This is a genomic window from Labrenzia sp. THAF35, assembly GCF_009363595.1.
GTDB classification, from domain to species: Bacteria; Pseudomonadota; Alphaproteobacteria; order Rhizobiales; family Stappiaceae; genus Roseibium; species Roseibium algicola.
Genome location: NZ_CP045380.1, coordinates 2306899 through 2318963 on the forward strand (window position 1 = coordinate 2306899; position 12065 = coordinate 2318963).

Here is a 12065-nt window from a genome sequence, read left to right on the forward strand (position 1 = left end):
ATGGCTAACGATGTGATCCTCAAGGTCCGCGATCTGTACCGGACCTATGACATCAAGGGCGGCATGTTCAAGAAGGCGTCGACCCTGACCGCCGTCAAGGGCGTGAATCTGGATGTGGAACGCGGCACAACCCTTGCCGTGGTCGGCGAAAGTGGCTGTGGCAAGTCGACCCTTGCGCGCATGCTCACCATGATCGACGCTCAGTCTTCCGGCCTTATCGAGATCGACGGCCTGCCGATCGATATCTCCAAGACCGGTATTTCCCGCGAAATGCGCCAGAAGGTGCAGATCGTTTTCCAGAACCCCTATGGCTCGCTGAACCCGCGCCAGAAGATCGGCCATGTTCTGGAAGAGCCGCTTCTCCTGAACACGGACATGCCGTCGGCAGAGCGCCGTGACCTGGCGCTGCAGATGCTGGAGAAGGTCGGGTTGCAGCCGGAGCACTACGGCCGTTATCCGCACATGTTCTCCGGTGGTCAGCGCCAGCGCATCGCGATTGCGCGGGCAATCATGATGAAGCCGAAGTTGCTGGTGCTCGACGAGCCGGTCTCCGCGCTTGACCTGTCGGTCCAGGCGCAGATTCTGAACCTGCTTGCGGACCTGCAGGAAGAGATGGGCCTCACCTATGTGTTCATCTCTCACGACCTGTCGGTGGTGCGCTACATCGCAGACAAGGTAATGGTGATGTATTTCGGTGAAGTGGTGGAATACGGCACGCGGGACGAGGTTTTCGAGAACCCGCAGCACGATTACACCAAGACACTGTTCGCCGCGACGCCGAATGCGGATGTGGAAAGCATCAGGAAACGACTGGCTGCAAAGGCTGCCTGAACCGGCAGTTCTGTCAGACGCTGAAAACAAGACCCTCGCTCTTTCCGGAGCGGGGGTCTTTTGCTTTCGGTCACGGAAGTACCGGGATTGACCTGCGCTCAGATTCCGGCCCGGTCGCAGCTTCGGTTTGCAACTTCTCGCAACGCAGCAATTTTGGGGTTGCATAGTTCCATATTTCGAGTATTCTCGAAATATGGAAAAAGAAGACGCCCTGAATGCATTGGCAGCTCTTGGTCAGGAAACTCGCCTCGACGTCTTTCGCCTGTTGGTGAAGGCCGGAAAAGAAGGCATGACCGCCGGTGCCATCTCGGATGCACTCGATGTGCGTCCGAATACCCTGTCGACCCACCTGGGCGCCTTGTCCCGATCCGGCCTTGTGCACGCCGAACGGGACGGGCGCTCGATTTGTTATCGGGCGAGCCTGGAGGCGATGCAGGGCCTAGTGACCTACCTGCTGCAGGACTGCTGCGGCGGCAACCCGGAACTCTGCGCGCCGATCGCATCGCTTGTGGCCGGTGGCGGCTGTGAACCAGGTGGGAAGTGCTGACATTCAGGAAACAGATACGCCTGGATGCCGGAAGGTTCCTTTCGGCTGCAAGACAAGCTGCGTGACCGGTTCTGAGCGAATTGAAGTTGAGACACCTCGGGCAGGTTTTCCACGCTGCTCCCTGGTTTGCTGAAATGCCGATGTGAGAGAGAGTTGGAATGACACAGGAAACGTCACCCATGGGGCTCTTCGAGCGCTTCTTGTCGCTCTGGGTTGCCTTGTGCATTGCCGCCGGGGTCGGGCTCGGCGCCCTCTTTCCCGGGGTTTTCGAGGCGATCGCCTCTCTGGAATATGCCAGCGTCAATCTGGTTGTGGCCGTACTCATCTGGGTGATGATCTACCCGATGATGGTCAACGTCGATTTTGCCTCGCTGAAGGATGTCGGCCGCAAGCCCAAGGGGCTTTGCATCACGATCGTCGTCAACTGGCTGGTCAAGCCCTTCACGATGGCGGCACTCGGCATCCTGTTCTTCGAGCACGTATTTGCGGGGCTGGTGGATCCGCAGACTGCGAAAGAGTACATCGCCGGCATGATCCTGCTCGGGGTCGCTCCGTGCACGGCCATGGTCTTCGTCTGGAGCCAGCTGGTGCGCGGCGATGCCAACTACACGCTTGTCCAGGTCTCCATCAACGACATCATCATGGTGTTTGCCTTCGCGCCCATCGCAGCGCTGCTGCTTGGTGTGACTGACATTGTCGTGCCGTGGCAGACCTTGCTGCTGTCGGTGATCCTTTATGTGATCATTCCGCTGGTGGCCGGCTATTTTACCCGCAAGGCGCTGGATGGATCGGGGAGCGACGAGCGCATCGCCGAATTCACGGGAAAGGTCAAACCCTTCTCCGTCATGGGTCTTCTGGCAACCGTTGTCCTGCTGTTCGGATTTCAGGCGCAGACCATTCTGGAAAAGCCGCTGGTGATCGTGTTGATTGCCGTGCCCCTGCTGATCCAGAGCTATGGCATTTTCTTCGTCGCCTACGCCTGGGGGTATCTGTGGCGGGTGCCGTTCAACACTGCCGCGCCGGCAGCGCTGATCGGGACGTCCAACTTCTTCGAGCTTGCCGTTGCCGTTGCCATCAGCCTGTTCGGTCTGAACTCGGGCGCTGCCCTTGCGACGGTTGTCGGTGTTCTTGTGGAAGTGCCGGTGATGCTGTCGCTGGTCGCCTTTGCAAACCGGACACGGTCTCACTTTCCGGCGGCTGCCTAACCGGAGCCGCTGACCAGCGTTGTTGCCTGACGGCGCAGGTACAGCATCAGGTTTTCCGCGTGATCCATCGCGGCGGCCTCGTCTCCGGCAGCAACGGCGCGCATGACCTCCATGTGGCTCCAGGCTGCCGGGGTGAGATCTTCCTCACCAAAATGGCGGTACCAGAACCGGCGGCTCTGCGTCTGCAAAGGGGCCAGGGCCTTTGCTGCAAAGGGGTTGCAGGCAGCGGCCGAGACGACTTCGTCGAAGGCTTTGTCCAGGCGCAGATAGTCCGCCACGTCCGGCTTCGCAGCCGCCTCGCGCATGTCTAGCGCAATCGCTTCCAGGGTTCTGCGGTCGTCCTTGCTGGCAAGCCGCGCTGCCAGCCCTGCAACGAGACGTTCCAGGGCGTGGCGGGCCTCAAGGACCTTCAGAAAATCGGACGGGTTCATTTCCGCAACGACAATGCCAAGCCGCGGCCGGATGCTCAAAAGGCCTTCCCAGGACAGCCGCTGAATGGCTTCGCGTATGGGTGTTCTGCCAAAACCCAGTCTCTGTGTAAGCGCGGCTTCCGTTACGGTTGTCCCTGGTTTCAGTTTCAGGGTCACGATTTCTTCTTCCAGCAGGCGATAGGCCTGAGTGGATCGGCTGAAATCTGCGGACATGAAAGTCTGGGCCTTTATATGTTTCAGATGTGCGAGTGATATATCAGAAGGTCAGCCGCTAGACGAGCCTTGCCGGTTCTGGCAGGACGGTGAACCTGAAAGCAGACTGTTGGTCCGGTCGGTGGATCCTTGCGACACCCGCATTGTTTCGCCGAACAGGTCGTTGATCGCGAACGAGAAAAGACACGCCGAATGAGCAAGGGACATGTCCATGTGGTTGGTGCGGGCATCGTCGGGCTGGCAACTGCTGCCAGCCTGGTGCAACGCGGATACGGCGTGACGGTGCTGGACCGCGAAGGCCCTGCGGCAGGCGCAAGCCAGGGCAACGCGGCTGCCATCGCCTGGACAGACGTTGCGCCTCTTGCTTCGCCTGGTCTTTGGAAACAGGCCTTCAAATGGATGCTGGATCCCCTGGGTCCCTTGTCGGTCCGTCCGGCTTATGCGCTCAAGATCCTCCCGTGGATGCTGCGTTTCATGGCGGCTTCAAACCCCGCAAAGGTGGCGCAGAGCACGAAGGCGCTGGCGGATCTGAATGGAGGCGCTCTTCCGGCCTGGGAAGCGCTCTGGCGGACGACGGGAACCCACAACCAGGTGCGCCGGGACGGCTGCCTGGAGCTGTTCGACACGGTGCAGTCGCTTGAAGCCTCTCGCGCGGGCTGGGCCGAGCAGCGCGACTACGGCATCAAGGTTGAGGAGCTGGATGCATCAGCGATCCGGGATCTGGAGCCGGACCTTTCTTCCCGTGTCGTCGGCGGGGCACTCGTGCCGGACTGGGTGCAGGTGGATGAGCCCAAGGTCCTTTGCCTTTCGGTTGCCGAGTGGCTGTCATCTCAGGGTGTCATGTTCGAGGTTGGTGAGGTCAGCCGCTTGCAGCCCAATGACAAGGGCTGTGACGTGATCCTGAAAGATGGCAGCACGATCGCGGCCGAGCGACTGGTGATTGCCTGCGGGGCATGGTCGAAGGCCCTTGCCGCGCAGCTGGGAGATCCGATCCCGCTGGATACGGAGCGCGGTTACAACATCACCATCCCGAACCCCGGCGTTAACGTGAACCGCATGATCATGCTGTCCGGTCACGGGTTCGTCCTGTCGCGTCTGTCCAGCGGCTTGCGCGTCGGCGGAGCGGTGGAATTCGGCGGTCTCGACCTGCCGCCGAACTGGCGCCGCGTGGACGCAATGCTGGCCAAGGCAAAGCTGTTTTTCCCGGAGCTCAAGTCGGAAGGCGGCAAACGCTGGATGGGGTTCCGCCCGTCGATTCCTGACAGCCTGCCGGTCATCTCGCCGGCAACACGGCATAGCAGGATCTTTTATGCCTTTGGGCACGCGCACCACGGTCTGACGCAATCTGCCGTCACAGGGCAGATGATTGCGGACATGATCGAGGGCGCGCGGCCTGATATCGATCCAGCGCCCTTTGCGGCAAGCCGGTTCTGAGCCAGAGTCAGTTGCGGCGGCCCGAAGGCCGCCGCTTTTCTGTCAGGGTTTCATCGTCATTTTAATGCTGATGTGCTGTGCCTGTTCGTGGAAGTATTCTTCGGTCGGCACAAAGCCATAGGCGGTGTAAAAGCGCCGGCTGCGAGCATTCTCCTTGAAGACTTCAACGGTGAGCGGCCCCTTCTGTTTGACCGCGTGATCCACAAGGGCCCTTCCGAGGCCACGTCCATGATATTGCGGGTCCAGAAACAGGCCGCCGATGTAGTTGTCCAGCAGCGAGATGAAACCGACGGCAACACTGTTGATCTCCGTGACGTAGGTTTCCGCCTTCGGCAGATAGATGTCGCGGATGGCGATGGCGGCCATGTCGTGGAAGTCGTCACTCAGAAACGGGTGGGCGAATTCACTGGCCTTGCGCCAGATATGGATGATCCGTTCAGCGTCCTGGCTGACATAGGGTCTGATCATTTGGATAACATTGTCCTTTGCCGATCATGAGGTCACGACCGGGTGGTGTCTCTCTTCAGGTTTGGCAAACGCGGTCCGGAGCAGCCGGAGGCGATTTGCGGATGGGCACCTACAGGTGCCCGAGAGGTCAGGACATAAAATCTCCGAAGTGGACTGAGAGGCCCATACCACACCCTGTTGCCGGAGGAAAAGACACATGCTTCTCGAAGCTGACATCGGCTGTCTCAGATCGACTGCATTGGCGAGCGGCGTTTTTCCCGGTAGAGCTTGTCGAGATGCAAGGTCACGATGGCAAACACCACCCAGCTGGTATGAAAGACAAGACCTGCAAGCATGACGGTCCATCCGGGGATCGGCCCTATCGCCGCCCGTTGGAACACGTCGGCAAGGCTGGTCAGTGGGACAGGGTGTATCGCCAGCTTGCCGTAGTATGCGATAGCCTGGATCGCCAGGATCCAGGAATAGTTGCTGCGCAAGCGCCGTCCTGCCGCCCTGACCAGCGAGATATGATAATGCGGCATTTCATAGTCGTCGGAGAGCATCGTTGCCCAGCTTCCGCGCATGGGCACTTTGCCTCCGGCGAGGATGGGCGCGTAAAAGTCCGTCTCCATCAGCCGAGCCCGCGCCCGAAACATGTTGTAGTAGCGGTAGCGGCGAGCTTCGAAGATCAGGAAAACAGTTACCAGCAGCCCTACCAGCACCATGGGCAAGGGTGAGGCTTCCTTGTTGGAGAATGTCGCGGACAGGGCGATGCCGGTGGTGACGACGGCCCAGTTGGTGGTGTTGTCGAGGCGGGTGCGCCAATGTGTGCTGCGAAACACCTCAGCGCGGTAAAGGTGGGCAAGCGCGGTGAGCGTGCCGGACTCCATGTCCTGCTTGGGCCAGTCCTGTTCCTGATCCTTCTGAGACATATTCCGTTCCTAAACGGACTTCTTGTTAAAACAGAGTAATGCAGTTTCCCGCTATTGCCAGAGGGGCAAAATTGACCATGGCGAAGCCGGGGAAGGGCGCGCGCTGCCTGTCTGACAAAGTGCCGCGCAAGCAACCGCAAATCGAAGTTCCTTTTCCTGTTCGTATGACCTAAAGTTTGTCGTTGAATACAGTAATTTTCTCCGAAGACGCTGCATTTTCTCTTAAGAAACATCAATAGAACAGGCATTTTGATGAACAGGTTTTCGCTTTTTGTCGTGCTGGCAGCACTTGTTTTGCCAGCCAGTTTCGCTTTCGCCTCACCTGACGTCGATTTCCCGCAGAATGGTACATCCTACGGCGGCAAGGTTCGCAGTGGTCCTGGTATGCAATACGGGCAAAGCGGCAGTCTCCGTCAGGGGGATGCCATTTTGATCCTGTCCGGTACCGGGGTCATGATGAATGGATACGAGTGGTTCCAGGTCAGGTATCGCAACGGACAGACGGGCTATCACTGGGGCGGGCTGTTCTGCTCGGAGCGCCCATACCCGGGGATATATGAGGTCTGCGGAGGCCGGCCTCAGGTCCAGAACCCGGTGCCGCAGCAACCTGGCGGCCAACTGTCGGCAGCTCCTGGGGTGAACGGCCAGAATGTTGGTGTTGTCCGGCATTCTGGCGGCAGTTTCACAAACGTTGGAAACGGCCAGTGGCAGGAAGCGGACGTCTACGGCACCGTGAATTTCTATTTTCAGGAATTCGGCCGGGACGACTGGTCGGTGTATCTCCACGATGCTTCAAGAAATGTGACGCTGCAGCTGGATCTGCATCGGCGCATGATCCTTTATGCGCAGGGAAATGGGCCGCGGTCGGACCTTTACCAGATCACCGATGCCTTTCCGGCGCGCAACTATCAACCGGCAGCAGCTGGCAATGTGGCGCAGCCGGCCGCCGGTGACTCAATCACGGTGCATTACACGTGCACCGAAGGATTGCCTTTGACGGCCACCTACGTGCAAAGCGGCAACGGCCACCTGATCTACACCATTGACGGTCACCCACCGAGACGGCTCGAGCAGGTCGTCTCAGGGTCGGGCGCGCGTTATACGGACGGTCAGTACACGGCTCACAGCAAGGGACGTCAGCTCTTGCTCCAGTCGCCTTCGGGCATTGATGACTGTTACGAAAACCAGTAGCAGGTTGATCCAGCGGCGCTGATAACGCCGCTGGATCAGGCCGTCATTTCTTCTTGTTCATCGCTGCGGCGAGTGCCGCGGCCAAGGCGTTGTTGCCGCTGTCTCCGCCGGAGGATTTCGGCGCGCCGCCACCACGGGGGCCATTTCCGCGCGGACCGTTGCCGCCGCCGGGCCCCTTTCCGCCGGGGCCTCGGCCCCCAGGACCGCTTCGGTTCTGGCCGCCCCTGTCCTGACCACCGCGCTCACGCTGGCCCTGATAGTCGGCCTGGGACTTCATGGTCATGGAGATGCGCTTGCGCGGTACATCCACTTCCAGGACCGTCACCTTGACGATGTCACCGGCCTTCACGACCTTGTGCGGATCATCGACGAAACGGTCCGCCAACTGGGAGACATGCACCAGCCCGTCCTGGTGGACGCCGACATCGACGAAGGCGCCGAAGTTTGTAACGTTGGTGACTGTGCCTTCCAGCTTCATGCCTGGTTTCAGGTCGGAAATTTCCTCGACGCCGTCCTGAAGGGTGGCGGTCTTGAATTCCGGGCGCGGGTCACGGCCCGGCTTTTCCAGTTCCGACAGGATGTCCTTCACGGTTGGAAGACCGAATTTCTCGTCGGTGAATTCTGACGGCTCGAGGCCTTTCAGCAGTGAGGCGTCGCCCATGATCTGGCGCACGTCGCGGCCGCAGGCCTTCACGATCCGTTTTGCCAAGGGATAGGCTTCCGGGTGGACGGACGAGGCGTCGAGCGGTTCCTTGCCTTCGTTGATGCGCAGAAAGCCGGCGCAGAGTTCAAAAGCCTTGGCGCCGAGGCGCGGGACTTCCTTGAGCTGTGTGCGACTGTCGAAGCGGCCGATGGCTTCACGGTGTTCGACCACCGCCTTTGCCAGACTGTCCGACAGGCCGGAAATGCGCGACAGCAGGGCGGGAGAGGCGGTGTTGAGATCAACGCCGACGGCATTCACCGCGTCTTCGACAACCGCATCCAGCGCACGGGCCAGCTTGGTCTGGTTGACGTCGTGCTGGTACTGGCCGACGCCGATAGACTTCGGTTCGATCTTGACCAGTTCGGCAAGCGGGTCCTGCAGGCGGCGGGCGATGGAGGCCGCGCCGCGCAGGGAAACGTCGACATCCGGCATTTCCTTCGCCGCCAGTTCGGAGGCCGAATAGACCGAAGCACCGGCCTCGTTGACGATGACCTTCACCGGGCGCTGGGCGGCGGGAATGTCCGCCAGAACGTCGCCCGCCAGCTTGTCTGTTTCGCGGCTGGCCGTGCCGTTGCCGATGGCGATCAGGCCGACCTTGTGTTTCGCGATCAAGGCGAGGAGAGCGGCGCGGGAGCCGGAGACATCATTGCGCGGTTGGAACGGATAGATGGTCGCGGTTTCGACCAGCTTGCCCGTTGCATCGACAACGGCAACCTTCACGCCCGTCCGGATGCCGGGATCGAGGCCGAGCGTGGTTCTGGAACCGGCGGGTGCTGCCAGCAGCAGATCCTTGAGGTTGCGAGCAAAAACCTGGATGGCTTCTTCTTCCGCCTTGTCACGCAGGACACCCATCAGGTCGAGTTCCAGGTGAAGGGCAAGCTTCACCTTCCAGGCAAAACGCGCAGCTTCCATAAGCCACTTGTCGCCAGGACGACCCCGGTCGGCGATGCCATAGGTGTCAGCAACCATCTTTACGGCGGGCAGGACAGGGGAGACGTCGTCAGCATCAACCGTCAGGTCGACAGACAGGATGCCTTCGTTGCGGCCACGGAACAGCGCAAGGGCACGGTGGCTCGGGATCTTCGACCATTGTTCGGAATAGTTGAAATAGTCGGCGAATTTCGCACCTTTTTCTGCCATGCCGTCGATGAGTTTCGATTGAACGACACCACGTTCCTCGACATGGCGGCGCAGGCGGCCGACCAGCTCGGCGTTTTCGGCAAAGCGTTCCATCAGGATCTGGCGGGCACCGTCAAGCGCGGCCTTGGTGTCGGCAACGCCCTTGCCTTCATCCACGTAAGCGGCCGCTTCGGCCTCGGGGTCTCGGGTGGGATCGTCCAGAAGAGTGTCGGCCAGCGGTTCCAGACCGGCTTCGCGGGCAATCTGCGCCTTGGTGCGACGCTTCTTCTTGAACGGCAGATAGATGTCCTCAAGCTGGGACTTTGTATCGGCTGCCTGGATGCTGGCAACAAGATCGTCGGTGAGCTTGCCCTGTTCTTCGATGGATTTGGATATGGCGACGCGGCGGTCTTCCATTTCGCGCAGATAAATCAGCCGCTCTTCGAGCTTGCGCAGCTGGGTGTCGTCAAGCCCGCCGGTGGCTTCCTTCCGGTAGCGGGCGATGAACGGCACCGTCGAACCTTCGTCCAGCATCTGGACGGCCGAATTCACCTGGCCGGCCTTGCAGCCGATTTCATCCGCAATCCTCTGTGCGATGCGCAGGGCGGTCTGGGCGGACAGGTCGGCCTTGGGAGTGGACGTGGTCGGGTCGGTCATCGATACGCTTGCCATTTACGAAAGGTACTTTCCGTCGAGAAAAATCTGAGCCGCAGACGATAAGCCCCCTCAATCGGGCGGAAAAGGGACCGATGAGCTCCGTCCACTGTGAAATACCGAAAGATTGCCGGATCGGGCGCGCCGGATTGAAACAAGCCGAGCCCAATGGCGAACCAATCTTGCGGCAGGCAGTGCAGTGAAATTGTTTTGGTATGCACTTTTAGGTTGAGCTACAGGTAGTTCCTGTACGAATTGCAATAAATTGCGTATTCTGCGTTGAAAACGAGCAGCTATTCTTTCAACAAGATGTCGTGGTCGGTTGGTGGTGCGCATGGGGGCAAGGGCGCACATCCTGCCGAGGTTCAAGGTTCCCGAGCTTTAATAACCGGATCACACGGTTTGTTATGAGGAGTGCAGACCGATGGCGCGCGGACGGCCAAGAAAAATCGATACCAAAGACGCTCTTCATTCCGTGATGATCGCCTTTTGGCAGAACGGCTACACCGGCACATCCATGAGCGATCTTGCCGAGGCGTCAGGCATGGCCAAACCGGGCCTTTACGCGGCGTTCGGCGACAAGGAAGCGCTGTTCGAAAAGGCGCTTCTGCACTATTTCGAAACCTATGGCGGGCCGGTTTTTGCCAGGTTGAAACGGGCAGAAAAACACGTTGTCCAGGACTTCCGGGATTTTCTCGGTGCCGTCGCGGATCTGACGCTGGACAAGGAAACGCCGGCTGGATGTTTTCTCGTCAATGCCCTTGTCGACTGCACATACGGCGCTCAGCGGCACCAGGAAGTCGTGCTGGACCTGAGGGCTGCCCGGTTCAAGGCCATCAGGGATCGCCTCTTAAAGGCGGTTGCCGCGGGGGAGATGTCTGAAGATACGGACGTGGACCGGACGGCAACCTTCATCGACGGACAGTTTTCGGCAATTGCCCTGCTTGGGCGCAGCGGCAGCAGCGAGAACGATCTCAGAACCTTTATTGAGACCGGCCTCCAGGCACTTCCTGCAAGCAATGATCTGCAGGAGATTTCCGAAGCCGCGTTCAACTCGCCTATCTTACGACAGTGATCTGCTCGGCGGCGCGGGTAACTGCGGTATAAAGCCAGCGGCTCTTGTGCTCGCGGAATGCCCAGCTTTCATCGAACAGGACAACGTTGTCCCACTGCGAGCCCTGGGCCTTGTGGACGGTCAGCGCATAGCCGTAGTCGAATTCGTCCGCCTTGCGCCGGATGGCATAGGGAATGCTTTCCGCGCCATCCTCGAACATGGCCGGCAGCACCTTCACCTTGACGGCGTTTCTCGAGAGCTCGTCCTCGGACACGACATCGAAGCGCAACGTGTTGCCACGTGGTGTCCGCAGGCGCTTGACGGTCCAAAGACCGCCGTTCAGAAGCCCCTTGGTCTTGTCGTTCCTGAGGCACACCAGCTTGTCGCCGACCGCTGGCATGGGAGTGGAGAAATCCTTCAACTCGCGAATGCGGGCGTTGTAGAGCCTGCGCGTCTTGTTGGTGCCGACCAGCACCTGATCGGCGGCAAGGATCTGGTCCTTGTCGATGTCGCGCCGGTGGATCACCCGGCTTTCGCCGAATGTGCCGTAGTCGAGCTGGCCACCGTCGCGAATGGTCATCGACATGCGCACGATCGGATTGTCCTGCGCCTGCCGGTGAACCTCGGTCAGCATCACGTCAGGTTCTGCTTCGGTGAAAAAGCCACCGCCCTTGACCGGAGGCAGCTGTGCCGGGTCGCCCAGCACCAGAACGGGCGTGCCAAAGGACAGAAGGTCCTTGCCCAGGTCTTCGTCCACCATGGAGCATTCGTCGATGACGATCAGGCTCGCGGTCGAAGCCTGGCTGTCCCGCTTGATGGCAAACTGCGGGCCGCTGTCGTCATCATCGTCGTCAAGGTCGTCTTCTTCCTTGGCCGAGCGTGGGCGGTAGATCAGCGAATGGATGGTGCCCGCATCCTCGCAGCCTTTCTGGCGCAGCACATGCGCAGCCTTGCCTGTAAAGGCGCCAAAACAGACATCGCCGTCGATGCCTTCCGCCAGATGCCGGGCAAGCGTTGTCTTGCCCGTGCCCGCAAAGCCGAACAGGCGGAACACCTGCCTGTCGCCGCGCTTTAGCCAGGCAGCGGCTTCTTTCAGGGCTTCATCTTGTTGCGGGGACCAGGCCACGGAATGCTCCTTCAGGATCAGAACCGGTTGCTTACCCTGAAACGCGCGATTCGACCACGGCGGAATTGGGGGGCTCGAGGCCGGTATGTTCAGGCGCGCGCACCGGGCGTTCGTCCAGCGAAGCCAGACAGGAGCCGTTTCCAATCCAGACGCCAGCCTCAGACCTTGCCGTAGTTCC

Annotated in this window: 11 protein-coding genes; 6 read left to right on the forward strand and 5 right to left on the reverse strand. The window is 60.0% G+C overall.

Annotated elements, in window-relative coordinates; translation table 11 throughout:
• The 3 genes from FIU93_RS10610 to arsB all read left to right on the forward strand — a co-directional run bounded on the left by FIU93_RS10610 (position 1) and on the right by arsB (position 2583).
• The gene (locus FIU93_RS10610; protein ID WP_152505536.1) at positions 1-831 is read left to right on the forward strand and encodes a dipeptide ABC transporter ATP-binding protein; all 831 of its coding nucleotides are present in this window, start codon (positions 1-3) and stop codon (positions 829-831) included.
• 193 nt (positions 832-1024) lie between these two features.
• Entirely contained in the window at positions 1025-1378 is a 354-nt protein-coding gene (locus FIU93_RS10615) for a metalloregulator ArsR/SmtB family transcription factor (RefSeq protein WP_055661220.1), read from the forward strand.
• Positions 1379-1536: 158 nt separating this feature from the next.
• The gene (gene arsB, locus FIU93_RS10620; protein ID WP_023003391.1) at positions 1537-2583 is read left to right on the forward strand and encodes an ACR3 family arsenite efflux transporter; all 1047 of its coding nucleotides are present in this window, start codon (positions 1537-1539) and stop codon (positions 2581-2583) included.
• Here the strand turns inward: arsB and FIU93_RS10625 are convergent.
• Complete coding sequence (locus tag FIU93_RS10625) at positions 2580-3227, reverse strand: GntR family transcriptional regulator (protein WP_152505537.1); 648 nt, start codon at positions 3225-3227, stop codon at positions 2580-2582. The genes arsB and FIU93_RS10625 overlap by 4 nt on opposite strands.
• A gap of 192 nt (positions 3228-3419) precedes the next feature.
• Here FIU93_RS10625 and FIU93_RS10630 point away from each other — a divergent pair, with 192 nt between their 5' ends.
• The gene (locus FIU93_RS10630; RefSeq protein WP_152505538.1) at positions 3420-4661 is read left to right on the forward strand and encodes an FAD-dependent oxidoreductase; all 1242 of its coding nucleotides are present in this window, start codon (positions 3420-3422) and stop codon (positions 4659-4661) included.
• A gap of 42 nt (positions 4662-4703) precedes the next feature.
• On the opposite strand, the gene FIU93_RS10635 is transcribed toward FIU93_RS10630, so the two are convergent.
• Together FIU93_RS10635 and FIU93_RS10640 are read right to left on the reverse strand one after the other, a co-directional pair.
• Entirely contained in the window at positions 4704-5129 is a 426-nt protein-coding gene (locus FIU93_RS10635) for a GNAT family N-acetyltransferase (protein ID WP_152505539.1), read from the reverse strand.
• 224 nt (positions 5130-5353) lie between these two features.
• Complete coding sequence (locus FIU93_RS10640) at positions 5354-6040, reverse strand: DUF2270 domain-containing protein (RefSeq protein ID WP_152505540.1); 687 nt, start codon at positions 6038-6040, stop codon at positions 5354-5356.
• Between the two features lie 252 nt (positions 6041-6292).
• Here FIU93_RS10640 and FIU93_RS10645 point away from each other — a divergent pair, with 252 nt between their 5' ends.
• Entirely contained in the window at positions 6293-7231 is a 939-nt protein-coding gene (locus FIU93_RS10645; RefSeq protein WP_152505541.1) for an MliC family protein, read from the forward strand.
• A gap of 43 nt (positions 7232-7274) precedes the next feature.
• On the opposite strand, the gene FIU93_RS10650 is transcribed toward FIU93_RS10645, so the two are convergent.
• Positions 7275-9725 (reverse strand): Tex family protein, encoded by a 2451-nt coding sequence (locus FIU93_RS10650; RefSeq protein WP_152505542.1) that lies wholly within the window; start codon positions 9723-9725, stop codon positions 7275-7277.
• Between the two features lie 406 nt (positions 9726-10131).
• Here FIU93_RS10650 and FIU93_RS10655 point away from each other — a divergent pair, with 406 nt between their 5' ends.
• Positions 10132-10782 carry a TetR/AcrR family transcriptional regulator gene (locus FIU93_RS10655; protein ID WP_152505543.1) on the forward strand — a complete coding sequence of 217 codons (651 nt, stop codon included), beginning with the start codon at positions 10132-10134 and terminating at the stop codon, positions 10780-10782.
• On the opposite strand, the gene FIU93_RS10660 is transcribed toward FIU93_RS10655, so the two are convergent.
• Complete coding sequence (locus FIU93_RS10660; protein ID WP_152505544.1) at positions 10766-11887, reverse strand: ATP-dependent RecD-like DNA helicase; 1122 nt, start codon at positions 11885-11887, stop codon at positions 10766-10768. The two genes, FIU93_RS10655 and FIU93_RS10660, sit on opposite strands and share 17 nt — an antisense overlap.
• Positions 11888-12065: the final 178 nt, after the last annotated feature.

Coding starts and splice junctions, on each gene's coding strand:
- FIU93_RS10625 (WP_152505537.1), bottom strand. CDS start 3,227: ATGTCCGCAGATTTCAGCCGATCCACTCAGGCCTATCGCCTGCTGGAA.
- FIU93_RS10610 (WP_152505536.1), top strand. CDS start 1: ATGGCTAACGATGTGATCCTCAAGGTCCGCGATCTGTACCGGACCTAT.
- FIU93_RS10630 (WP_152505538.1), top strand. CDS start 3,420: ATGAGCAAGGGACATGTCCATGTGGTTGGTGCGGGCATCGTCGGGCTG.
- FIU93_RS10615 (WP_055661220.1), top strand. CDS start 1,025: ATGGAAAAAGAAGACGCCCTGAATGCATTGGCAGCTCTTGGTCAGGAA.
- FIU93_RS10650 (WP_152505542.1), bottom strand. CDS start 9,725: ATGGCAAGCGTATCGATGACCGACCCGACCACGTCCACTCCCAAGGCC.
- arsB (WP_023003391.1), top strand. CDS start 1,537: ATGACACAGGAAACGTCACCCATGGGGCTCTTCGAGCGCTTCTTGTCG.
- FIU93_RS10635 (WP_152505539.1), bottom strand. CDS start 5,129: ATGATCAGACCCTATGTCAGCCAGGACGCTGAACGGATCATCCATATC.
- FIU93_RS10655 (WP_152505543.1), top strand. CDS start 10,132: ATGGCGCGCGGACGGCCAAGAAAAATCGATACCAAAGACGCTCTTCAT.
- FIU93_RS10640 (WP_152505540.1), bottom strand. CDS start 6,040: ATGTCTCAGAAGGATCAGGAACAGGACTGGCCCAAGCAGGACATGGAG.
- FIU93_RS10645 (WP_152505541.1), top strand. CDS start 6,293: ATGAACAGGTTTTCGCTTTTTGTCGTGCTGGCAGCACTTGTTTTGCCA.